The 22,774-nt window shown below is 62.6% G+C and carries 19 protein-coding genes; 13 read left to right on the top strand and 6 right to left on the bottom strand.

Annotated elements, in window-relative coordinates; translation table 11 throughout:
- Positions 1-22: 22 nt before the first annotated feature.
- The 3 genes from ACWUI7_RS07850 to ACWUI7_RS07840 form a co-directional block, all read right to left on the bottom strand.
- Positions 23-2,887, bottom strand: a complete 2,865-nt coding sequence (locus ACWUI7_RS07850) for a PKD domain-containing protein (protein WP_496641666.1) — start codon at positions 2,885-2,887, stop codon at positions 23-25.
- 3 nt (positions 2,888-2,890) lie between these two features.
- On the bottom strand, positions 2,891-3,436 hold the full coding sequence (locus ACWUI7_RS07845) for a hypothetical protein (protein ID WP_496641665.1): 546 nt from the start codon (positions 3,434-3,436) through the stop codon (positions 2,891-2,893).
- A gap of 117 nt (positions 3,437-3,553) precedes the next feature.
- Positions 3,554-4,318 carry a hypothetical protein gene (locus ACWUI7_RS07840; RefSeq protein ID WP_496641664.1) on the bottom strand — a complete coding sequence of 255 codons (765 nt, stop codon included), beginning with the start codon at positions 4,316-4,318 and terminating at the stop codon, positions 3,554-3,556.
- A gap of 433 nt (positions 4,319-4,751) precedes the next feature.
- Between ACWUI7_RS07840 and ACWUI7_RS07835 the strand changes: the two genes are divergently transcribed.
- Positions 4,752-5,339 (top strand): DUF7344 domain-containing protein, encoded by a 588-nt coding sequence (locus tag ACWUI7_RS07835; protein ID WP_496641663.1) that lies wholly within the window; start codon positions 4,752-4,754, stop codon positions 5,337-5,339.
- A gap of 100 nt (positions 5,340-5,439) precedes the next feature.
- Here ACWUI7_RS07835 and ACWUI7_RS07830 read toward each other — a convergent pair whose 3' ends face one another.
- Complete coding sequence (locus ACWUI7_RS07830) at positions 5,440-6,969, bottom strand: DUF7504 family protein (protein WP_496641662.1); 1,530 nt, start codon at positions 6,967-6,969, stop codon at positions 5,440-5,442.
- Between the two features lie 1,440 nt (positions 6,970-8,409).
- Between ACWUI7_RS07830 and thsB the strand changes: the two genes are divergently transcribed.
- The 4 genes from thsB to ACWUI7_RS07810 all read left to right on the top strand — a co-directional run bounded on the left by thsB (position 8,410) and on the right by ACWUI7_RS07810 (position 13,677).
- Positions 8,410-10,059 (top strand): thermosome subunit beta, encoded by a 1,650-nt coding sequence (gene thsB, locus ACWUI7_RS07825; protein WP_496641770.1) that lies wholly within the window; start codon positions 8,410-8,412, stop codon positions 10,057-10,059.
- 141 nt (positions 10,060-10,200) lie between these two features.
- Positions 10,201-11,202 carry an ornithine cyclodeaminase family protein gene (locus ACWUI7_RS07820; RefSeq protein WP_496641661.1) on the top strand — a complete coding sequence of 334 codons (1,002 nt, stop codon included), beginning with the start codon at positions 10,201-10,203 and terminating at the stop codon, positions 11,200-11,202.
- A gap of 50 nt (positions 11,203-11,252) precedes the next feature.
- Positions 11,253-11,747 (top strand): dihydrofolate reductase, encoded by a 495-nt coding sequence (locus ACWUI7_RS07815; RefSeq protein WP_496641660.1) that lies wholly within the window; start codon positions 11,253-11,255, stop codon positions 11,745-11,747.
- A 205-nt stretch (positions 11,748-11,952) separates the two neighbouring features.
- Positions 11,953-13,677, top strand: a complete 1,725-nt coding sequence (locus ACWUI7_RS07810) for a histidine kinase N-terminal 7TM domain-containing protein (protein WP_496641659.1) — start codon at positions 11,953-11,955, stop codon at positions 13,675-13,677.
- Positions 13,678-13,732: 55 nt separating this feature from the next.
- Here the strand turns inward: ACWUI7_RS07810 and ACWUI7_RS07805 are convergent, their stop codons facing one another.
- Entirely contained in the window at positions 13,733-14,515 is a 783-nt protein-coding gene (locus tag ACWUI7_RS07805; RefSeq protein ID WP_496641658.1) for an RlmE family RNA methyltransferase, read from the bottom strand.
- Between the two features lie 163 nt (positions 14,516-14,678).
- On the opposite strand from ACWUI7_RS07805, the gene ACWUI7_RS07800 reads away from it, so the two are divergent.
- From ACWUI7_RS07800 to ACWUI7_RS07765, 8 genes are all read left to right on the top strand, one after another.
- Positions 14,679-15,098, top strand: a complete 420-nt coding sequence (locus ACWUI7_RS07800; protein ID WP_496641657.1) for a cobalamin B12-binding domain-containing protein — start codon at positions 14,679-14,681, stop codon at positions 15,096-15,098.
- The gene (gene meaB, locus ACWUI7_RS07795) at positions 15,099-16,325 is read left to right on the top strand and encodes a methylmalonyl Co-A mutase-associated GTPase MeaB (protein ID WP_496641656.1); all 1,227 of its coding nucleotides are present in this window, start codon (positions 15,099-15,101) and stop codon (positions 16,323-16,325) included.
- A 24-nt stretch (positions 16,326-16,349) separates the two neighbouring features.
- Positions 16,350-17,093 carry an SDR family NAD(P)-dependent oxidoreductase gene (locus tag ACWUI7_RS07790; RefSeq protein ID WP_496641655.1) on the top strand — a complete coding sequence of 248 codons (744 nt, stop codon included), beginning with the start codon at positions 16,350-16,352 and terminating at the stop codon, positions 17,091-17,093.
- 105 nt (positions 17,094-17,198) lie between these two features.
- Complete coding sequence (locus ACWUI7_RS07785) at positions 17,199-18,161, top strand: alpha/beta fold hydrolase (protein ID WP_496641654.1); 963 nt, start codon at positions 17,199-17,201, stop codon at positions 18,159-18,161.
- 296 nt (positions 18,162-18,457) lie between these two features.
- Positions 18,458-20,290, top strand: coding sequence for a site-2 protease family protein (locus ACWUI7_RS07780; RefSeq protein WP_496641653.1), 1,833 nt, complete (start codon positions 18,458-18,460; stop codon positions 20,288-20,290).
- 141 nt (positions 20,291-20,431) lie between these two features.
- Positions 20,432-20,929, top strand: coding sequence for a GNAT family N-acetyltransferase (locus tag ACWUI7_RS07775; RefSeq protein WP_496641652.1), 498 nt, complete (start codon positions 20,432-20,434; stop codon positions 20,927-20,929).
- 193 nt (positions 20,930-21,122) lie between these two features.
- Positions 21,123-21,566: a universal stress protein gene (locus ACWUI7_RS07770; protein WP_496641651.1), complete on the top strand. Its 444-nt coding sequence runs from the start codon at positions 21,123-21,125 to the stop codon at positions 21,564-21,566.
- Positions 21,567-21,673: 107 nt separating this feature from the next.
- Positions 21,674-21,907, top strand: coding sequence for a YgaP family membrane protein (locus ACWUI7_RS07765; RefSeq protein WP_496641650.1), 234 nt, complete (start codon positions 21,674-21,676; stop codon positions 21,905-21,907).
- Positions 21,908-21,944: 37 nt separating this feature from the next.
- On the opposite strand, the gene ACWUI7_RS07760 is transcribed toward ACWUI7_RS07765, so the two are convergent.
- A complete protein-coding gene (locus ACWUI7_RS07760) occupies positions 21,945-22,736 on the bottom strand; it encodes an aldo/keto reductase (RefSeq protein ID WP_496641769.1) in 792 nt (263 codons plus the stop codon).
- Positions 22,737-22,774 lie beyond the last annotated feature (38 nt).

Below are 22,774 nucleotides of genomic sequence, written 5' to 3'. Positions count from 1 at the left end.
GATGCGTCGTCTCCACCAATCGTCACGCCTCGATATCTTCTACACCCGCGGCAGCGACTTGCTCTGTTCGGTCATGGGCCGTCTGTCCATGATCGTTTTCGGCGATGACGCGAGCCTGATAGCCGCGATCAGCGTGCAGTGTCACGCTCGGGGGGACAAGTATCTGCTCTGGCTCGGCTTGGTATGTGAGCGTCACCGGCTCCCGCCGGCTCTCGTTTAACAGGCCAATCTCTGTCTCGAGACGTACCTGTTGGCTGTTCGGCCCTGTTTCGATCAGTTGAATCGTGATCGACTCAAGCGGTCGGTCGTCATCGACGACCTGCAACATCCCGATCTCGACGTGATTTCCGACTGGGTCAACGAGCAGGTCGGCACACTCGATGATGCGGGGGTTATCACGGAAGCGTCGCCCGAGGCTGCGCCAACTCACCCGCTGATATCCACCGACAAGACCCATGACCCCCAGCACAGAGAGAATAGCTGGAATCGTCATCGACCACCCTGCCGCGACGTTCCCGACGACGGGGACGTCTGGCCCTACCGTCACCGTCGCTGTTGTCGTCGTCGCAACGCCATACTCGTCGACTACCCGCACAACGACATCATGCTGGCCTGGCGGCAGGTCGTGACGTACGACCGGCCCGGTCGCCGTCGCTCCGTCGGGAAACTCCCACGTGACCGTCGTGTTCCCGACCTCATTGTCGACAACCGCGACGAACTGCGGCGTCGAGTTGGCCGCGTCATCTGAGTCCGACGAGTCGATAACTGCAGGTGCGGCGGTTGGCACGTCATTCACGACGACCTCCCGGGTGTCGGTCGCTGTCTGTCCACGGGCATCCGTAATGCGAAGCTCAACTGGATACACTCCTGGCTCCTCAAACGCGTGTGCAACCGACTTCCCTGTCTGCGTTGTCCCATCGGGGAAGGTCCACTCGTAGGTTACTCCCGTATCGACAAACACAGCGAACGGCGAGAAGTCATCGGCTTGAGCTGATGCAACCACGGTCTCTTTCCGGACGGTGACATCCGTCTCGAGCAGTTCCCACCCACTATCCGTGAGGTGCCCGACGGTGACTGCCTCCGGATCGACACTCGCAATCGTCTCACGTCGGACGCCGATGCTCACCTCGCCACCGGCATCCGCCTCACCAGCGGGCTCAATGTCAACGGCTCGCCCCACTTGAGCAGTGCTTTGCACGACGCCATCCGTCGACTGGATGGTTGACTGCTCGCCGCTAAACGTTGATTCCTGATCAACGACGGTAACAGGGCGGTCGCTTGATACCGCGTTTTGATCAACGCTGACCTCGTCGACGGTTGCTGAGTCAGGTATTGACACGGTCTCAGCTGAGAGGCGCTGGCTTGCCGTATCCCCACCATTCAGGTCTGTTGTACCCGAAAGCTGTTGGGCCGTCTCAGTTGAGATGTCCTGCACGCTCAGCTCCGTCACCTGTGGCTCGACGTTGGCATCGACGCTGACGGCAGCCGTCGCGTCGATCTCGGCAGCCACCCCGCTCGTTGATGCGGTCTGAGCTACGGTTTCTGCCTCAACCGTATCGATAGCCGTTGGAGAGAGTTCGGTGACCGTCACCGACGACGTCCCAGTAGCGGTCGTGTCGTCAGCAGCGGGTGTCCCTCGAAGGTCGACCGCCACATCCGGGGGCGATGGGTCCGGCTGCGGGGGTTGCGCTTGTGGTGGCTGTGACGAGGGAGTATCGTCACCCGTCTCATTCCCTGTATCTTCGGACGCTGTCACCGTAATGGGGACTGAGGCTGTGCGTGTCTGGCCGGTTGCATCGGTAATCGTTACCGTTGCTGTCCGCTCGCCAGGTTGCTCGAATGACTGGGATGCAGTGAGTCCCTGAGCAGCGGTGGCGTTCTGGACGGACCACGCATACGTGAGCGCCGACTCATCGATGACGGCAAACAGTCCAAGATTGGTGACCGGGGCTTCAACGGTGAGTTGGCCGTCTGACTCATCGACGACTGCCGTCTCGAGGAGCCGCCACTCGGTGCTATCTGCCGGCGAGTGGATGATGCGGACCGCTTCTGTCGGCGTCTCCCCACGGCGGGCAGCGCTCAGCGTAAACCGGACCGCCCCGACCGGGGTGTCTGACGCGCTCACGCGAACCGGCTGGCTACTCAGCAATTTTGGCGTTGCGCCCGGCTCCTCTCCGATGGCGGCGGTGAGGCTGCTCACGCGTGAAGTGGCTGCCGAGAGGGTGACCGATTCTCCTGTCTCGATTGATGACGGTGTCGCTGTCGCGGTCACCGTGGGTGGCTCCGTTGCTGTCGTGAGCGTCGCTGGCAACTCCCCGACCGGCGTTGATCGTGCGGTGACGTTCGTCGCCGGGGTCCCGGCCGGTGACCGTACCGAGACGCCTACGCCCTCTGGCGTCGTCGTGGGGTCGAACGTTGCCGTAATCGTAATTGTTGCTGTCAGCTGTGTTCCGGTCGGAATCCCGTCCGTATCGACACTCATCCCTAGCCGCTGGGTCTCCCCAGGAGCTAACTGAACGCCGTCTCCCACCGGCGCTCCAGCCGCGTCTCGAAAGGTGAATGCGTCACTAGCCTGGGTGACGGTGACGGTCACCGGCTGGTCTGTCGTATCCGCATGGGTGATTGCAATGAGGTCATCAAACGCGGTCACGGCGTCGGCGTTCACCCCGGGGTCGTCGACCACGATTGTGAGTTCGTTCGTGCCGTCCGTCGTTTTGACATCGACGTATTGGCTCTCCGGCTCAACCGGCTCGACAGTAATGTCTGGCGGCTCTTCAGGAAACAACTCATCGCTTTCGACGGCAGGGACCCCCATTAACGCACCCGGAAACACCACCATCCCGGCGACAATGAGAGCGACCAGTGGATTCAACGAGGTGAGTTTCATCGCTCACCCCCCTGTCGTGGACCCACCCGTCTGCTGGCCGGCGGCGTGGTCGACACGCACCTCCAGCGTCACCGTGGTGGCTGCTGGTGACGCCGAACTGGTGGCGTTGGCTCCGGCCGCCTCGTCTGTGGGGGTGGCCCCAATAACGACCGTTTCACCAGGCTCGAGCGTTGCCGCGGTCGCTGCGGTATCGAGTGTCTCTCCGTTCTCGACGCCAACCACACTGAGACCGTCTGTCTCAGTCCCGATCCAGACGGCCGCCGCTTGCGTGTCGGTGTTCGTGACGGTGAACACGCGGGCGGTGCTACCGGCCGCACGCACGTCGCTTAACGTCGCCGTATCGACGGTCACGGTCCCGTGAGGTGACGCTGACGTCGTCTGTGTGAGCGCAGCTCCGCCCGGGGTGTCGGCGGCGTTGATTGTGACGCTCGGTGCCGCTGTTTCGGTCGTGTCGGCCGGATCCGCACCGGGGACGCCGAGTACGAGGCCCGGCAGGAGCAGCACGCCGGCGATGACGGTGCTAAGGCCGATGATGGTGGTGAATCGCATAGGTGGCTCTGGTGGGGGTGGTGAATGCGCTATATCACATCGGCTGTGGAGCCTCTGTCAAAATTACAGAGGCTGCTTACCGATCTATTAGTTACAGATGTTTGAAATTATATTGCCTTATACGGACTCTGGGTCCTCACTGAGACTTTCGTCTTCTATCTCAACATCAACACCAGTCTCATCCTCAAGGCCAGTATCGGCGATAATCGTTACGTCACTTATGATCTCATTTGAATTCTCAAGCTCCTGTCCAAAGAGATCAATTGCAAAGCCAACCGTGACGGTGTCTCCTGGGTCAAGCTCAACAACAGCGTGAGATGTGCTACCGTCGCTTGCTATGTCACTAGTGATACTATATTTGCTTTCATGACTGAACCTGTTTGGTGTACTACTATTAGTTGTGTTAGCAACATTCGATTCGAACTCGCTGTTACCAACTGATGCAAGATTTACATCTCCGGCAGCCGAATCGGCGTCGCCAGTACCGGATGGGTCAGATGAATTTCCAACGTAGAAGTGCGCGGACCCAGCTGCAACATCCTGAGTAGAGAGTTCAACTTTCACTTGAATTGTCTCCTCTCCATTATTGGTTAAGTTGAGTACGTTTCCGAGATCTGTTGCTGCGTCCGCGTTAACTCCACCTCGAGAATCATTCACACCAGAGAGGTTCATTACAACCTGCTCAGCGGTGCCATCAACAGTTACAAACTCATTCCCGTTCGTATTCGTTGCCTTTTCAATGCCTAACAGTGCGTTCGCATCGCCCGCAACATTCACTTCGGCCGTCCGGTCCGCCTCTGCAGTCGTGAACGCGCCCGTGCCTGCGGCAACGCCAATCGCCGCGAAGATGAGCACCAGCGCGAAGATCTTGCTTTTTGCCATGGGGTAACTACGTGGTGTCGTCGAGCGCCGTGCGGCGGCCCTCTTACCACCACATACATACTCCCATCCCTTTGTTACCCCGACCTACGCAGTCGTTACTGAGCGCTAACACCCCCGCTGATGACGGTTACGCCGGGCTACTCAGTCCATGAGAGCGCGGTAGGCCGGCCTAACACGGTCGATTCCGACACCACGTGGCTACCTCTGCCGGTCAAGCGGGTCTCCTCGAACGACGGGCGGTCAGCGACGCGGCCCGCCCCCATCGCGAGTCTGCGGTCTCAACTGGCCTGTAGATATAAGTGACGTGGAACGCTTGGTTTTGCCAGCACCGTGTCATGACCGGACACTTGATTCGGGGACAGATTATCCATCACGTGCTTGGCGTTTTCTCCCTGCTCTCCCAGATCAATCCGCACAAGCGAGTGAGTGTGCCATGACGGCCGCACGTACGGACTCCTCCGCAGACGACCAGCCAGCTGCCCTCTCATCAGACGAGGCGTACGATATCCTCGCCGACCGGCGGCGTCGCTATGCGATTCACTACCTGAAGCAGGCGGACGCCGATGCGGTGACAGTGCAGACGCTGGCCGAACAGGTCGCAGCGTGGGAGAATGACAAATCGGTTGAGGCCCTCACAGCCCAAGAACGAAAACGGGTGTACATTTCGCTGTATCAATCACATCTGTCGACGCTCGATGAGGAAGATATCGTCACATACGATGAGGATGCGGGGACCGTCTCACTTACCGACCCCGTTGAACAAGCCGATATCTACTTGGAGATTGTTCCCCGGAGAGATATCCCGTGGAGCTACTTTTATGCTGGACTCTCCGTCGCAGCGGGGGTGCTTGTTACCCTCCGGTGGGCGGCTGTAGGTGCGTTTAGCGATGTCCCACCGCTTGCAGTCGCCGCTATCGTTGTCGTGTTGTTTGCTGTGGCGGCAGTCGTCCACGGTGTCCAGAGCGGTCGCGCCAAGCTCGGTGATGCTGGCCCACCCCCGGAGCTTTCGGCTGATGAGTGAGACGTGACGACGGCTGCGACAGTGTCTCACTACTTAACTCACATGGGCAACGCCACAGCCGATACGTCTCAGCGCTCACAAAAAGGAGAGAGCCACAGCCTCAGCCACGAGACGAATCTGACTGTGTCTCGATATCGTAACCGTCGGCCGACACCGTGACTGACCGCTCAAACAAGGGCTCGATCGTCGCTGTCGTCTGTGGATGTTGATCCCGGTCGATGTGGTAATGTGCCGTCACATCGGCCATGCTCAGTTCGTTCGTGATTATGTGTAAGAACTTGAACAACGGCTCTGCATCAACAGACTGGACAAGCGTTTCAACCCCGTGAAAACACGCTACGGTCGGCAGTGACTCATCAAGTTCGGCTAGCGCCTGTGAAATGAGAATACCGATCCGGGAGAAGTCCGTGTATGCGTTAACGCGCTCGATCGTTACCGGATCGGCAGCATCGGTGCGGATAGTGCGTGACCGTGCAGTTGCAGTCGGACTCTGTGTCATCAGCGCGACCACCGTCGTTTCCCCCTCCTCGGATGTGTGGACCTGCTGAACCCGCTCTGCTGCCCGGCCTTCAGGGGCGATGATGAGCGTGTGATGTGGGTGGTCTAACTTGAGTAGCTGGTCACAGGCGGCCTGCGTTGCGGGGTCATTCATACTACCATCGACGAGTACTTGCGCACCCTGTGGCGTCAAGAGCGTCTCGAGATCTGTCGTCGATGGCTCTGGGTCAGCCGGCGTATCGAGCTGTGTCTTGCCGGTGTCGCCGGTATCCGGAGTCGGCTCGGGCGTCTTGGTTGGAGAATCAGCCGGCTCGGTTGGCGGTGCAGCTGCCGGCGGCGGAGCATTGTCTGCTGGTTCAGCCACTGTGGGTTCGCCATCGCCCGTCTGGTCCTTGATGAGCGTCTCAAGTGATGTGTCTGTATTGCTATTCCACGAGTTCCAGAGTCGCAGGTTGTCAGACGTCGTTTCGGCGTCTGTGTGAGTCTCCCGGTTGGACGCGGGTTCGACGTCATCAACCCGCTGAAAGCGCCCGGTTGCGATATCCCAGGCGGCTGCATCATCACTGTCTCTTCCTGACGCAGCCGCTGTCGTGCTGGACCCCGTTCCTGACGGGGCATCGCTGTCGGTTCCCGGTGCCGAGAGGTCTGCTGGGCCATCTTGACCAGTGTGGACTTCGTCTGCTGGGTCGGCGTCGTCGAAACCGGCGTCAGGAGAGCTCTCCGAGGCCGCTGTATCGGATTGTGACGACGGTGTGTCGTCTGTGGTATCCGCGTCCGACGCTGTAGCCGTTATCGATGCCGTATCGACCCACTCGAATGAGGTCTCAGATTCGGCGTTATTATCATCAGCGCCTGTCGTAGATGAACCCGCTCTAATCCCCTGATTCCAGATGTAAGCATCCTGTGTCGTCCACGACGTGGTCGTTTCAGCGTCGTGATCAAGCACATCTGTTTGATTCCAAAGTCGGGTCTCTGCCTGTTCGTAGTCAGTCTCTCCTTGGCCCACATCCGGTTTGTCTTGGGTTGATGCGCCTGGCAAGCTGACCTCAGATACCACGTCGAACAACCCTTCGGTGGTTGCCATCGCTTGCTCTAGGTGTTCATCATTGATTCCGTCAAACTCGTCAGCCATGACCCGATTCTACTCACCCGGCTGTGCCGACAGCCCCCGAGCTATCGGCTGTAGTCACTGGTAGCGTACACATAGGTTTTCTGTGTATGAGTCTTGTGCTTGCATGGTAGTGTACACGTCTGGTAAACTCTTTGATGGTTGATGCTGTGAGAGTAGCACACCCCCGGGTAGACGATGTATAACGGGTAGCAGGGAGGTGCTCAAATACCGAGAGTGTTGTTATCGGCTATAAATTTTATACACATGTATATTGGGTCTGAGCACAGTGCAGTATTGATTTATAATATAGGCCAAATGAAATGAGTGTCCGAACGTGCACAGAACACATGACTGAAGTCATAAACACAACGAAAATTATCATCGTAATAAACACAACTCCTTCGACAGAGTCGAATCCCCACTACGCGTAAGTGGAGTGCAATGAGAATTAAAACGAACAGAAAGAGAGCCGATAACCCCGAGACGAATGAAAAGAAGTATCAGTGGGTTGGCGATGAAATCCTCAATCAACACTTCCAGGTCAGCGATCTCCCCAGTGATGTCCTTGATATACAACACAGCGAATATGAGGTCTTGGATATCAGTCATTTCGATGTTGTATGACAGTTATCTATCTTATCTCTGCCAGTGTATTTCCTCTTGTGGGACCAGAACACCCGTGACTGATACATACTCTGTACTAGGCAATTCGCCGTTGACTCTGTAACAACAATAGCTTGTGAACTGTTCTAAGATGCCCCTTGTTCAGGCATTCTATCCGGTCTCAACTGTTATATTGCGTCAGGAGAGCCTGTAAACGTCTGCTATCTTAGTATCCACGAAACTGATATTCACAGTAATGTATTTAATTTCTGTCACTTCTGATTCAGTGGCGCGCGCCTCGTGAGCACGCCGAAGGCGGGCTCGCGAGCGCGTGCGAGGGATGAGCGAGTCGCCGCCGGCGACGAACGAATCGGCTGGGGAGGGTGTGGCCAACTGGTGCCCGGATGTCGCGGAGTCGTGTTCGTCACAGAACCACCACGGTAGACGTATCGAATCGGCTGGGGAGGGCGTAGCCGAAACTGCGTCCGTGTGTCGCGCGGTCGTCTCGTTTGTACAGTGTCACAGCGTCGTCTCGCTTGCACAATCACTCTCACACGCGCATTGGTGAGAGTGTGGCAGGACGTAGTGCCCGCGTGTCGCGGAGTCCCCTGGAGTCACACGGACCCCATCTCGCTTGGTTCGATCGACACCGTCCCACGTTACACTTAAAACCGCCGCGCATACCCGATGTACACGCACACTCGAGCGTGTGACAAGTCAACACGAATCTCGGCTCGGACGCGTTCCATCACGTGGTTTTCTTCGCCCGATTGCCGCCCCGCACCTCCACTCCGCGACGTGTGCTTACGATGGATTTATATAGAATCACAATCAATCAAGCGCTGTATGAGTCAGCGAATGCAGCAGGGCCAGCCGATGATCATCATGGGCGAGGACGCCCAGCGCGTCAAGGATCGTGACGCACAGGAGTACAACATCTCTGCGGCGCGCGGTGTCGCCGAGGCGGTACGCTCGACGCTCGGGCCGAAGGGGATGGACAAGATGCTCGTCGACTCGATGGGCGACGTCACCATCACGAACGATGGCGTCACCATCCTCCAGACGATGGACATCGACAACCCGACCGCCGAGATGATCGTCGAGGTCGCCGAGACCCAAGAAGACGAGGCCGGCGACGGAACGACGAGCGCGGTCGCCGTTGCAGGTGAGCTGTTGAAAAACGCCGAGGACCTCCTCGAACAGGATATCCACCCCACCGCGGTGATCAAAGGCTTCAACCTCGCGAGCGAGTTCGCCCGTCAAGAAGTCGACAACGTCGCCACGACCGTCGACCCCGACGACACAGCAACGCTCCAGAGCGTCGCCGAGACGTCGATGACAGGCAAGGGTGCCGAGCTCGAAAAGGACGTGCTCGCAGATCTCGTCGTCCGCTCCGTCCAGGGCGTCACCGTCGAGGCCGACGACGGCTCACACGTCGTCGACCTCCAGAACCTGAACATCGAGACGCGCACCGGCCGTGCAGCCGGTGAATCGCGGCTCCTCTCGGGCGCAGTCATCGACAAGGATCCCGTCCACGACGACATGCCGACCGACTTCGAGGAGTCGAACGTCCTGTTACTCAACGACCCGATCGAGGTTGAGGAGGCAGACGTCGACACCTCTGTCAGCGTTGACTCCCCCGAGCAGCTTCAGCAGTTCCTCGACCAGGAGGAGGCCCAGCTCCGCGAGAAGGTCGACCAGATCGTCGACGCAGGCGCTGACGTCGTCTTCTGTCAGAAGGGCATCGACGACCTCGCACAGCACTATCTCGCGAAGGAGGGTGTCCTCGCCATCCGTCGGACGAAGAAGTCCGACATGAAATTCCTGAAGAACATTCTCGACGCGACGATCGTCACCGACCTGGACTCGCTGTCCGCCGGCGACGTCGCGGTCGGCTCCGTCGAGCGCGACACCGACGAGGAGCTGTTCTACGTCGAAGGCGAGAACCCCCACGGCGCGACGCTGCTCCTCTACGGTTCCACTGAGCACGTTGTCGACGAGCTTGAGCGCGGGATCAACGACGCTATCGACGTCGTCGCGACAACCGTTTCCGACGGCCGGATCCTTCCGGGCGGCGGCGCGATCGAAGTCGAGCTCGCAAGTCGCCTCCGCGACTACGCCGACTCCGTCTCCGGCCGCGAGCAGCTCGCCGTCGAGGCATTTGCCGACGCCCTCGAGCTCATCCCCCGTGTCCTCGCCGAGAACGCTGGACTCGACTCTATCGACCTGCTGGTCGACCTCCGCGCGGCTCACGAGGGTGGCGACGCGAACGCCGGGCTGAACGTTTTCACCGGCAATGTAGAGGACACTTTCGAGGCGGGCGTCGTTGAGACGGCCCACGCAAAAGAGCAGGCAATCGCCTCCGCGGCCGAGGCGGCGAACCTCGTGCTCAAGATCGACGACATCATTTCGGCAGGCGACCTCTCCACCGCCGGCGACGACGACGAGGGCGCCGGTGCCCCCGCTGGCGGTATGGGTGGCATGGGTGGCATGGGCGGCGCGATGTAATCGCGTTGGGCACGCCTCCTACAGCCACCCGCCGACGGTCCGCCCGTCCGAATTGACACAAAAACACACATTTTACACGAATATTGGCCGTGAAACGGCCGCTCCAGCAGTCCTAAGTACCGACCACTGTGAGAGACGAGTATGCAGACGCTGCTTCTCACCGACGACGACGTCGACGAGAACGCCAAGATGGACCGCGTGATCGAAGCGGTCGAAGGCGCGTTCACGGCCTACCAGCGCGGCGACGCCCAGATGCCGCCGAAGTCGTACATCGACCTTCCACAACACAACGGCGATTTCCGTTCGATGCCTGCGTACCTCGACACCGGGTCGTTCGAGGCAGCTGGCATCAAGTGGGTGAACGTCCACACCGACAACCCGACCGATCACGACCTGCCGACGGTGATGGGAACGATGATCTACTCCGACCCGACGACCGCGTTCCCGCTTGCGATCATGGACGGAACGATGCTGACGATGAAACGAACGGGGGCAGCCGCCGCAGTTGCCACGGACCACTTGGCAGTCGAAGACGCGCGCTCGCTTGGAATCGTCGGCGCCGGCGTCCAGTCGTACACACAACTCGAAGCGATCGCGACGGTTCGTGACATCGAGGAAGTCGTCGTCAGTGATCTTGACGATGAGCGCACTGCGGCCTTCGTCGACACCTTCGACGATCGGTTCGACGTTCGAGCGGGCTCCATCTCGGCAGCCGGCCACTGCGATGTGCTCTCGACGGTAACCCCGAGCACGGAGCCGATCGTCGGCCCAGACGATGTCGGTGATCACACCCACGTCAACGCCATGGGTGCTGACGCCGCGGGCAAACACGAACTCGCCGACGAGCTTCTCCTTGACGCGGCCGTCGTCATCGACGACCACGAGCAGTGTACGCACTCCGGTGAGATCAACGTCCCGTACGCCGAGGGCGTGCTCGGCGACGACGACATCTACGGGGAAATTGGAGACATCGTCGTCGGTGTGCGGGCCGGTCGGTCAGATTCACACGGAGTGACGGGCGTCAGCGTCTTCGACTCTACGGGGCTCGCGATCCAGGACGTCGCTACGGCACACGTGGTGTACGAGCAGGCCGCTGCGACCGACAACGGCTCGCCGTTCGACCTCCTCGGGCTCGACGGCTAGTGCACGCAGTCAGCCGAGTCGCTTTAACGCATGCGGATCCGTTCTGTTGTATGCGACTGGTCAGCGTCGCCGCGGTGGCAGAAAACGGCGTGATCGGCGACGACGGTGCAGTTCCGTGGCCCCCGCTTCCCGCCGATATCGAGCAGTACCGGGCCCGTGTCGACGACGCTCCAGTGATCATCGGACGCCGGACCTTCGACTCGATGCGTGAGGACCTCCCGGGAACACACCAGATCGTCGTGAGCCGTCGCCTCGAGACGCTCGCGGAGCCGACCGCGGTCGTCGCCGCCGACGTTGAGGAGGCACTCACGCTCGCGAGCGAACGGACAACGGATGACGTCGCATACGTGCTCGGTGGTGCAACGATCTACGAGCTGTTCCAGCCGTTCGTCGACGAGATGGCCCTTAGCCACGTCGACGGCCGGTACGACGGTGATGCTCGGTTCCCACCGTGGGACCGAGACGAGTGGATAGTCGCCGCTGAGACCCCGTACGAGGGGTTCACGGTCCGCGAGTGGCGCCGGACCGCCCAATCGAGTCAGTGACCGCGACAGTCGTGCGACCCGCGACAATCGTGCGACCCGCGACAATCGTGCGACCGGACTGGGCGCAAGCAGACGATGCCGACGGGTGTCGCGAAACTCTCGGGCCCGATTCGGCCACCGGTTGAATCCACCGGGGGTAATAAGTAGTGTGGCACATATCTTCGATCTATACCGTATAATGCCGGTTTCGTGGCCACTCGTCGGTGTGTTCCTCGCGTCCACAGCGGCGTGTTTTGCCGTCGCTGCCCGTGGGTCGCGGCTCGGAAATCCCGACTCACGACGGGGCTTGCGGTGGCTGCTGCTCGTCGTGGGCGTCTGGGGGGCACTCCAGACAGGTGGGTTGCTCGTTACGAACGAGTCGACCGCGACGGCCATCTACGCCCTCGCACTCGCTGTCGGATTCGCCACCATCGGACCGTGGCTGTACTTTTGTTCGGCGTACACGGGCCACGACTACCACCGGCGGCGGTCGTACCGGCTGACAGCCGTCGGCGTCTACATCGTCGTGGTCGCCGCCAAGCTCACCAACCCGATTCACGGTCAGTACTTTACTGCGACGCTCCAGCGAGAACCCACCAGACTCCTCCTGATCGACCAAGGACCGCTCTACTGGAGCTCGTTCGTCCTCGCGTACCTACTGACAGGTATCGGCTTTGCTCTCCTCTACCGGCTCTACCGACAGTCCGAGCGACCGCCGTGGACGCTTGCCGGACTCTTTGCTGTCACCGGACTCGCGTCTGCACCGAAGGCCGTGAACTTGCTCGCACCAGATCTCATCCCGGCGCTCACGTACGAACCCGTCGGGGTCGCCGTCTTCGCGGTCGGGACGACGGTGTTTGCTGAGGAGCGGTTCGTCGCCGAAGAGCGTGCGACCCGCCGCTCGATCGTCGAGCGTGCAGCCGGTGGCATCCTCGTCCTCGACGCTGACGGCGTCATCACAGAGTGGAATCAGGAGGCGGCGACGATCTTCCCGAGGCTCGACACCGGCGACACACCGGTGTCTATCGAGGAGCTCTCATCGTCACTCGCGGCCGACTACGACACCGGTCGCCCGGTACTCGTCGAGACGACCGTGAGCGAGGAGACTCGAACGTACCTGAGTACGAGTCATCCGCTGGAGGTCGGGACCGAGACGTTCGGACACACGCTGTTGCTTCAAGACGTCACGACCTTCGAGCGCCAGCGCGAGCGGCGAAAACGACACGAACAGCAGCTCGCGGACATGTCAGGCGCAATCGCACACGAGCTGCGAAACTCGGTGACGGTGGCGAACGGCTATCTCGACGTGACTCTCGAGCGACTCGACGCCGACGATCCGGCTGCCGCTCATGACTCGGTCAAAACCGCTCAAGAACGTGTTCGACGAATCGAACAGAGCGTCGAGGATCTCCACACGCTGGTTCGATACACACACGACGCCGGTGAAGAGACGTTTGTCGACCTCGAGCGGATCGTACGCGCGGCCGCTAAGACGGTTCCCGGGGCGCCGCTTATCGTCGTGCGTGGTGGCGGCACCGTCTTAGCCGCCCCGACTCGACTCAAACACCTCCTGCGGAACGCCGTTCGGTTCGCCGCGTACAACGGGGCGTCGACGCTCACGCTCGAGGTCCGGTCTGACGGCTTCGATGTGACGGACGACGGCCGTCACGACACCGGCGGACGCGACGGCCTCCTCTTCGCGTACGAGAGCGCCGAGCCGACCGCGGACGCGGGGATGGCACTGCCGAACGTGCGCGCACTCGCGGAGACCGAAGGGTGGACCGTCTCGCCTGACCCGAGCTACACCGACGGGGTCAAGTACGCTATCCGCGGGGTCCGCGTCCAGCCCGCGGAAGACGACGAGGACGCCGATACCGACGTCACGGACGTGGACGAGACGCGCTCGACTCGCTCGTCGGTCGTCGACCGACACACCGACCCCTCGCCGTGAGATCGTCGATGGGTGCTGTTTCTCGCCTCTCGCCCGCAGAGGTGTGCCGATTGGGTTACTCGCTCGTCGACTCCACGCGGCTCGCGAAGCCGAAGCGCGGCTTCACGTCTTCGACGACGACTGTGACGGTCTCATCCGGTGCCACCTCGGGAACGAAGAGGGTGTAGCCGTCGACGTACGCGATTCCGTCGCCCTCGTCCCCACGCTCTTCAACCGTCACCGTGAGCCGGTCGCCGACGGCTACGGTGGCGGTCAGCAGTCCCTTCGCGACGAGGTACACCTCCGAAGAGGCGTCCCGAGAGGCCGGCGGTGAGACCGTCCGCACGTAGTCGAAGGCGTCTGCCACCGACTCCCGAAGGCCCTCTAGGTCGCGGCCTTGGAACACCTTCACGACGAAGTCACCGCCGGGCGCGAGCAACTCTTCGGCCACCGCGAGCGCCTGGCGTGCTAGGTGCACCGAGCGCGCGTGGTCGAGTTCATACTCGCCGGTCATGTTCGGCGCCATGTCGCTCACTACGACGTCTGCGCCGGCCTCGCCGACCGCCTCACGGAGGTAGTGTCGGGTGCGCTCGTCGGTCATATCACCGCGGATCGTCTCGACGTCGTGCTCGTCGAAGTCGTCGATCCGCTGAAGATCAACGCCGACGACAGTCCCTGTCTCGCCAACCGCCTCGGCGGCCACCTGTAGCCACCCCCCAGGGGCGGCCCCGAGGTCGACGACCGTATCGCCAGCCTCGAGCAGGCTCGCCTCCGAATCGAGCTGTTGGAGCTTGTAGGAGGCACGGCTGCGGTACCCCTGCTGTTTCGAGCGGTTGTAGTAGTCGTCTTTGCCCGACATGACTACTGTACCTCTAGTGATACGTCCCGAACCGAAACTACCGGCGAATGTGCGTCCATGCACAAAGAAACGTCACCGGAGCGGAAAGGTACATCGGAGTGTGTGAGTGCAGACGTGTTTCACCGCCGGTAGAGTAACATTGCCGCCGGATCCAACTCGAAGCATGAGTATCGACACCGACGAGCGCCCTATTCGGTGTCTGGTCGCGAAAGTCGGACTCGACGGCCACGACCGGGGCGCACACGTGATTGCCCGGGCGTTCCGTGATGCGGGCTTCGAGGTCGTCTATTCGGGGCTCCATCGGGCGCCAGAAGAGATCGTACAGGCGGCCGTCCAAGAGGACGTCGACGTCCTCGGCATCTCGATCCTCTCTGGGGCACACAACACCCTCGTCCCGAAGGTGATCGACGGGCTGGAGGCGTACAGTGCGCTCGATGACACCCTCGTGATCGTCGGTGGGATCGTGCCTGACGATGACGAAGACGCGCTGAAAGCCGCCGGCGTCGCGGAGGTGTTCGGCCCCGGTACTCCGATGTCTGAGACGGTCGATTTCGTCAGGGCGAACCTCCCGGAGCGCGCGTAGATGGTCGGACGCGACACGGACACAGACAGAGACGAGGCGAGGAACACCGAGGAGCCGGCCGGTGAGCGCCAGAAGGGCGCTGCTGATGGGGCCAGCACAGACCTGACCGATCGCGACGCGGCCCTCGTTGAGTCGCTGCTTGACGGGAGCCACCGGGCGCTGGCGCGGGTCATCTCGCGGATCGAAGACCGCTCGCCGGGATACCGCAGGATCGTCTCGGCGCTTCACGACCACACCGGCACCGCCGACGTGATCGGTATCACTGGGTCACCGGGTGCGGGCAAGTCGACGCTCGTCGACAAGCTGGCGCTTGCGCTCCGGGACCGCGGTGACACCGTCGGGGTCGTCGCCGTCGACCCTGCCTCACCGTACACCGGCGGGGCGGTACTTGGCGACCGGATCCGGATGGCTTCGACCGTCGGTGATATGGACGTCTTCTTCCGCTCGATGAGCGCCCGCGGGCAGCTCGGTGGGCTCTCGATGGCGACGGCTGACGCGGTGACCGCCCTCGACGCCTTCGGCAAGGACACGATCCTGATCGAGACGGTCGGCGCGGGCCAAAGCGAGATCGATGTGGTGCGCACGGCCGACACCGTCGCCGTGTTAGTCCAGCCCGGGGCGGGCGACGACGTGCAGACGCTGAAGGCGGGAATCCTCGAGATCGGTGACGTCTTCGTGGTGAACAAGTTCGACCGGGAGGGAGCCGAACGCACCCGCGCCGAACTCGACGAGATGGTCCATCGCCGTGAGGTGAGCGCGGAGACGAGCCACCCCACGGGTCACCACGGTCCCGGAGCCGCCCGCGTTGTGGAGACGACCGACACAAGCGACGATGGGTCGTCGACATGGACGCCGCCGGTCGTCGGGACCGTCGCGGAAACGGGTGAGGGTGTCGACGCGCTTCTCGAGGCGTTCGACGCACACGCGGCGGCCCTCCGCGACTCGGGCGAGTTGGCGGCGGCACGTCGCCGCCGGCACGCGGCCACGATTCGAACCCTCATCCGTGCCGACGTCGGTGCACTTGCGAGCGACTCGATCGCCGAGCATGGCGGCATCGACGCGCTCGCAGAGCGGGTTCGTCGCGGCGAAACCGACCCCTACACCGTCGCAGCCGAGGTCGTCGGCCCTATCGAACGGTGTGTCGAGCGAGCTACTAACAGAACGTCGAGTGAGTCGTCACAGCCCGACACCGAATCGCGACGGGACTGTCCGAGCGAGAAGGATTAACCGTCACACCCACGACGGATCGCCATGGCGATCACTCCAGATCTAACCGGCCGAACCGCACTCGTCACCGGAAGCGCTCGACGCGTCGGACGCGAACTGCTGCTCTCGCTTGCCGACTGTGGCGCGGACGTCGTCGTTCACTATCATGATAGCGAAGCCGCAGCGACAGCGACCGCCGAGGAGGCCCGCGAGCGCGGTGTTGAGGCAACGACTGTGCAGGGAGATATCACCGATCCCGACGCCGTTGACGGCCTGTTCACTGCCGCAGCGGAGGCACTCGACACGGTAGATATCCTCGTGAACAACGTCGGCGACTTCGACTCGCGTCACTGGAGTGAGATCGAGTGGGAGTCGTGGCGCAACGTGGTCGAGTCAACATTCTACGGCACAGTTCTTTGTTCACGGTGCGCGGTGCCGGCGATGCGCGAACAAGGGTGGGGACGCGTCGTTAATATCGGCTTCGCCGACAGCGACCGACAGCACGCACACCCGGTGAACTTCCCGTACTTTGTCGCGAAAACGGGGGTGCTCATGTTCACTCGAATGCTTGCAGCCGACACCCGTGACGACGGGATCACGGTGAACGCCGTCTCGCCATTTGCTGTCGAGAACACCGAGGCCGGTGTCGAGTCGTTCCCGCGCGGCCGCCCTGCAAGCTTCGCCGACGTCGCCGCGCCGCTCCGATTCTTCCTCAGTGACGCAGCCGCGTACGTGAGCGGCCAGAACGTGGCCGTCGACGGCGGCCGACTCCCGGAGCTCGACGGCTGATGTGCCACTAGCGTGGCGCCAAACTGGTGTCGGCCGATGGTGCACACGGGACGACGACACCGTCTCTCCCCACGGGTATAAATCGCGGGAGACACACATTCCGGTATGCGACTCAGAAATTTCGTCGGGACGGCCCTCCTCGGCGCCGGTGCAGTCGCGACGGCGAACGTCGGGCTCCGCCACCGAGAGCCGCTTGAGTCTCCGCTTGACGGCGACGAGGGAACCTATCACTGGCGCGGGATGGACGTCGCCTACACCGAAGCCGGCGACCCGGACGACCCCGACCTGGTGTTGCTCCACGGGATCAACGCCGCGGGCTCTTCGGGTGAGTGGCGAGCGGTGTTCGAGGATCTCGCTACTGATCACCACGTCATTGCGCCGGATCTCCCGGGGTATGGCCGCTCTGATCGTCCCCCACTGCGGTACTCCGCGGCGCTGTACGAGGACTTTGTCGCTGACTTCCTCGCTACGTTCGACAGGCCCGCGGTCGTTGCCTCATCGTTGTCGGCGGCGTACGCAGCGGCTGCCGCCGACACCACCGGCGCGAGCGATGAGGGCGTCACGCTCGGTGGCTTCGTCGGTGTGTGCCCGACAGCTGTCGCGGGCCCGAGTCCGCCGAAGCCGTGGGTCCGAGAACTGCTCAGGGCCCCGCTCGTCGGTGAGGCCGCGTTCAACCTCCTCGCGTCGAAGCCATCGATCCGCTACTTCAACGCTGACCACGGCTACTACGCCGAAGATGCGCCCAGTTCGGCGTGGATCGACTACGAGTGGCGAACAACGCACGTCGAGAACGCGCGCTTTGCGCCCGCGTCGTTCATCTCTGGCTTCCTCAACAGCAACCTCGACCTCGCCGGAGCGCTCCAAGCCCTCGCGGTCCCGGCGACGATCGTCTGGGGACGCGAGGCCGACGTGAGTCCACTCGCCGAGGGTCGTGACCTCGCCGACGCGGCTGATGCACGACTCGTCGTCTTCGATCGCGCGCGGCTCCTCCCCCACGTCGAACACCCGGACCGATTCGTCGATACCGTTCGTGAGAGTCTCACCGCGGGGCGCATGACAGCGGCATGACCCACCCCGAAATGGGTATCAGCACCGCCCAGTGAAACGCCGAGTGCGTGAAGACGGCCTCCTCGACTGGCGCCCGAGACACAAACGAGACCTCCACGACAACCGGTACCGCCGCCCAAGAGGACCGATCGCTCCGGGCGTGTGAACGGTGTGGGTCCACGACGAGCCGTCCGGTATGCCGAACGTGCCGGCCGCTCGAATCGATCGAGGCGGGTTGAGCTGATACGACCCGCTCGTCACAGCCAGTGGGTGTTCGAACCGAACGGCTTACACCCGGTCGTCCCCCACAAATTCGTATGAATACCGCGTTGTGGGTGCTGACGGGTGTTCTCGCGTACACAGCGGCCATGGCCTGGCTGCAGACTCGCGGGATCCTCCCCGACTCGGTCCGGGTGTCAGGTCCCCTGACGACGCTGCACACCCGCCGTGGCCGCGCGTTCCTCGACCGACTCGCCCGGCCGACTCGGTTCTGGCGGGCGCTCGCCAACCTCGGTCTCGGCGGCGCGCTCGTCGCGATGGTCGGATCGTTTGCGTTGATCCTCTCGTCTGGACTCTCTGCGCTCACTGCGACCCAGCCTGCTGCGATCCGGCAGCCGCAGAACTTCCTGATCATCCCGGGCGTCAACGACTTCCTCCCGCTGTCGGTTGCCCCCGAGATTGTCGCCGGACTGGCAATCGCGATGGTGATCCACGAGGGTGCCCACGGACTGTTGTGTCGCGTCGAGGGGATCGACATCGACTCCATGGGGCTCGTGTTCCTCGCTGTCCTTCCCGTCGGCGCGTTCGTCGAACCGGACGAAGCGGCGACACAGGCTGCCTCTCGTGGCGCCCGTGCACGGATGTTCGCCGCCGGTGTCACGGCGAACGTCCTCCTCACGGTCCTCGCGTTCGCGCTGCTCTTCGGTCCCGTCACGGGAGCGATGGCCGTTGCTCCCGGCTACGCCGTCGGCGAGGTGACGCCCGGCTCGCCCGCGTCTGCCGCGGACCTTGAGCGCGGTGACCGGATCGTTGAGGTCGCCGGGCAGCCAATCGACGGCGCTGCAGCGTTCGACACCGTGCTCGCAGACGCTGCCGCCGACGTCCCGATCGTCGTCGACGACGGCGACACAACCCGTGAAGTCGTCCTCGAGCGGGAGCTCCAAGCGATTGGGTCTGCTGGTGGGAACCCGTTCGGCGTCACGGTCGCGGACGCGCCGCCGGTCGTCACCGCGGTGAACGGTGAGTCGGTGCGGACCGAAGCGGACTTTCTCGCGGCGGTCGGTACCGACGAGCGCGCAACGGTGACCGTGACCTCCGCGGACGGTGAATCCCTCGCCGACACCCGCGTGCCGGTCGGCGCGTACGTCGTTGCCGTACAAGAGGGCGGCCCGATACACGAGGCGGGTGCCGCCGTCGGCGAGCCGCTCACCATCGTCTCGGTCGACGGTGACCGGGTCCCCACCGACGAGGCGCTCGCGACGACGCTCCAACAGTTAGAGCCCGGTGAGACCGTTCCGGTCGCTGCCTACACCGCGTCCGGCGAGCGTGTCGCGTACGACGTTACGCTTGACCCACACCCGAGTCGGCCCGGCGGGCTCATCGGCGTCAGCCTCTTCCCAGGGTCGAGCGGCCTCGCGCTCGACGACGTCGGTGCCTCGCAATATCCGGCCGACACCTACCTTGCGCTGCTCGGTGGCGACGGTGGACCGGACGCACTCACAGGCGTCGCGGTCGGCGGACTGGCGAACTCCATCGTCGGGCTCGTCTTCGTTACCCTCATCCTCCCGCTTGGGAGCCTCTTTGGGCTGCCGTTCAACTTCGCGGGGTTCGCGGGTGGCGTCGCGAACTTTTACGTTCTCGAAGGCGGGCTCGCGGTGCTCGGCGGCGGGGTGTTCATCCTCGCGAACCTGTTGTTTTGGGCCGGCTGGATCAACGTCCAGCTCGCGTTGTTCAATTGCCTCCCGGCGTTTCCGCTCGACGGCGGTCGGATCCTCCGGATGGTCGCCGAGGCGACGATCAGCCGTGTGCCAATCGATAACCGCCACGCGGCCGTCAGAACGATTACGGTCTCGTCGGGCCTCGTCATGCTCTTCGGGTTGATCGCAATGGTGTTCGGCAACCAGATCCTCACGGCGCTCGGGATGGCGTGAGCCGACCGCGGCCCGCGTCGCCGGAAGAGAAACCGTATTGAGTGCACCTACCACATCGAGTGACGTGTCCAGACTTGATCCGCATTACCGTCGTTTCGTACCGTCGTCCGTGACCCCGTGTCGACTGCGCGAGAACGTCTCGTGAGCGTCGAGTACCGGCCGTACGATCCTGCGACCGACGCCGACGGGCTGTACGCGTGTAAGCGAGCCTTCGAGCGTGGGCTCGGTGAAAATACCGGTGGTGTTGGGAAGGCGGCGGCGTACGACGGGAAGCTTACCGACGACTACCGACGTCGATGGCTCGACTGGGTTGACCGTTGTGTCGCCGACGATCCTGACTGTGTGACGGTCGCCGTTGACGCGGAGGACGTCGTCGGCTACGCCTTCTGTCTGCCAGAGCGGCTGGCGTTCATTTGGGATGCCGCGGTGCTCAACGAGCTCTACGTCGCACCGGCACACCGGGGGACAGGGGTGGCAGACGCGCTCATCGAGGCCGCTATTGCGGTTGCCGCCGAGCAAGACCTCCCGCTCGACCGGCTCGTGCTTGACGTCGACCCCGCAAACGAGCGTGCGCGCGCGTTCTACGACCGTCACGGCTTCGAGCCGTGGGGCGAGATGGTCTCCCGGTCGGTGCCCTGAGACGCGAACGCTTTTATACCAAGCGGCAGCCAACCCGTGACACGACACCGCAATAGCCCACGACCGGCCACGGCGGCTGCGCGGTCGACCGGCGTGGGGACGCAGCGACCGCCTGTTCGCCATCATGCTCGCGTGCGACCACGCACTGGGAACGCCAGACAGCAGTTATGTGTGTCCGGCCGAAAAAAATTGTATGCGCTATCTTGCTGCGACCGACGGATCGACGGTCGGTGACGACGCCGTCCGATACGCGGCCCGAAATGCACTCGCGATTGACGCGACACTCGTGATAGTTCACGTGTTGACCCCAGAATCGGAGTTGATCGACGGCACCCTCGTCATGCCCGGCGAGGAGGCCGCACTCGATGAGGGCGAGCAGGTCCTCACGGGCGCTAAGGCGGTCGCGAAGGAGACTGTCGCGGAGGAGGCCGTCGACGAGGATGACGCCATCGAGGTTGAGACCGAGCTCCTCACCGGCCGGCCGGCAAACGCCATTGCCGAGTTCGCAACGGAGACCGACGCTGACGCCATCTTCGTCGGGCACCGCGGTCTCTCTGCGGAACGCGAACAGGTCGTCGGAAGCGTCGCAAAGGGTGTCGTCGACAAGGCGACCATCCCGGTGACGATCACGCGCTGAACGGTCACACCACCCACCGGCGTTCACCTTCTGTCTACGTCGGCGACGCGAGCGACGAGCTGCCGTTCACAACAGCGTTTATGACTGCAGAGCCCGTACATAACTACATGGAAACCAATGTCGGAGCGACGGACAAACGCGTCAGAACGGCACTCGGTGCGGTCGCGGGCAGCCTCTCGCTCGCCACGCTCGCAGGAGTCGGCCCGTTACCGGCGACTGCCGGTCCGGTCCTTGGTATCGTCGCACTCGCGATGCTCGGCACGGCCCTGACCGGCACCTGTGGCCTTTACTCGGTGCTCGGCGTCGACACCTGTTCGGTCAACCCGGGCAACCGACGATAGCGTCTTCGCCGGGACTACGTCGTCGCACCGGCCCGGATCACTCCCACGCGTCGGGACCGAAGTCTGGATTGACCTCCCGGTGGTGCCGCTCGATGGCGTCGATTCGGGCGATTTCTTCGGTCGATAGCTCCAGTGATCGGCTCTCCCAGTTGTCGCGAATGTGCGTCTCGCTCGTCGCCTTGGGAATCGCCGTCACGCCCTTCTCGGTGAGCCACGCGAGGCTGACCTGCGCCTCGCTGACGTCGTGTGTGGCTGCGATGTCTTGTACGACATCGTTGTCGAACACCGAGCCGCGCGCTAACGGCGAGTAGCCGACGAGTTCGTAGCCGTGTTCGGCGGCGTGCTCACGGAGCGCCGATTGTTTGCAGAACGGATGTGTCTCGACCTGATTCGCAAATACCGGTGTGTCGAGTACGTCCATCGCTCGCTCGACGTGGTGTGGTTCGAAGTTCGAGACGCCGACGCGCGCTGTCAGCCCGCGATCCACAAGCTCGTCGAACGCCGGGAGCGTCTCGTCAGGGTCGTACTCTCCGGCCGGCCAGTGGACGTACAGCAGGTCCACGGCGTCGACACCGAGCTTCTCGAGGCTCGCTTCGGTGGTCGCGATGACATCCTCCGGTGTGAGATTCGAGATCCACACCTTTGTCGCGAGGAAAACGTCTTCGCGGTCGACAGCCGCGGCATCTATCCCCTCACCGACGGCAGCCTCATTGCCGTATATCTGTGCGGTGTCGATGTGGCGATAGCCCATCTCTAAGGCGACACGGACGCTTTCGGCACACTGTGCTGGATCTTCGTTCTTCCACGTGCCGAGCCCGAGCATCGGCATCCCATTCGCCCGTTCGACGTCGCCGGTAGATTGCGCTG

It is taken from the genome of Halorubrum orientale (genome assembly GCF_059623105.1).
Note: the sequence above shows the minus strand (reverse complement) of the source record. Positions and strands in the feature narration are given on the sequence as shown.

What these genes read in the sequence shown, in the direction of transcription:
- ACWUI7_RS07800 (WP_496641657.1), top strand. Translation starts at nt 14,679, where the DNA reads ATGAGTATCGACACCGACGAGCGCCCTATTCGGTGTCTGGTCGCGAAA.
- ACWUI7_RS07790 (WP_496641655.1), top strand. Translation starts at nt 16,350, where the DNA reads ATGGCGATCACTCCAGATCTAACCGGCCGAACCGCACTCGTCACCGGA.
- ACWUI7_RS07835 (WP_496641663.1), top strand. Translation starts at nt 4,752, where the DNA reads ATGACGGCCGCACGTACGGACTCCTCCGCAGACGACCAGCCAGCTGCC.
- meaB (WP_496641656.1), top strand. Translation starts at nt 15,099, where the DNA reads ATGGTCGGACGCGACACGGACACAGACAGAGACGAGGCGAGGAACACC.
- ACWUI7_RS07770 (WP_496641651.1), top strand. Translation starts at nt 21,123, where the DNA reads ATGCGCTATCTTGCTGCGACCGACGGATCGACGGTCGGTGACGACGCC.
- ACWUI7_RS07850 (WP_496641666.1), bottom strand. Translation starts at nt 2,887, where the DNA reads ATGAAACTCACCTCGTTGAATCCACTGGTCGCTCTCATTGTCGCCGGG.
- ACWUI7_RS07845 (WP_496641665.1), bottom strand. Translation starts at nt 3,436, where the DNA reads ATGCGATTCACCACCATCATCGGCCTTAGCACCGTCATCGCCGGCGTG.
- ACWUI7_RS07820 (WP_496641661.1), top strand. Translation starts at nt 10,201, where the DNA reads ATGCAGACGCTGCTTCTCACCGACGACGACGTCGACGAGAACGCCAAG.
- ACWUI7_RS07815 (WP_496641660.1), top strand. Translation starts at nt 11,253, where the DNA reads ATGCGACTGGTCAGCGTCGCCGCGGTGGCAGAAAACGGCGTGATCGGC.
- ACWUI7_RS07840 (WP_496641664.1), bottom strand. Translation starts at nt 4,318, where the DNA reads ATGGCAAAAAGCAAGATCTTCGCGCTGGTGCTCATCTTCGCGGCGATT.
- ACWUI7_RS07760 (WP_496641769.1), bottom strand. Translation starts at nt 22,736, where the DNA reads ATGCCGATGCTCGGGCTCGGCACGTGGAAGAACGAAGATCCAGCACAG.
- thsB (WP_496641770.1), top strand. Translation starts at nt 8,410, where the DNA reads ATGCAGCAGGGCCAGCCGATGATCATCATGGGCGAGGACGCCCAGCGC.
- ACWUI7_RS07780 (WP_496641653.1), top strand. Translation starts at nt 18,458, where the DNA reads ATGAATACCGCGTTGTGGGTGCTGACGGGTGTTCTCGCGTACACAGCG.
- ACWUI7_RS07805 (WP_496641658.1), bottom strand. Translation starts at nt 14,515, where the DNA reads ATGTCGGGCAAAGACGACTACTACAACCGCTCGAAACAGCAGGGGTAC.
- ACWUI7_RS07785 (WP_496641654.1), top strand. Translation starts at nt 17,199, where the DNA reads ATGCGACTCAGAAATTTCGTCGGGACGGCCCTCCTCGGCGCCGGTGCA.
- ACWUI7_RS07765 (WP_496641650.1), top strand. Translation starts at nt 21,674, where the DNA reads ATGGAAACCAATGTCGGAGCGACGGACAAACGCGTCAGAACGGCACTC.
- ACWUI7_RS07830 (WP_496641662.1), bottom strand. Translation starts at nt 6,969, where the DNA reads ATGGCTGACGAGTTTGACGGAATCAATGATGAACACCTAGAGCAAGCG.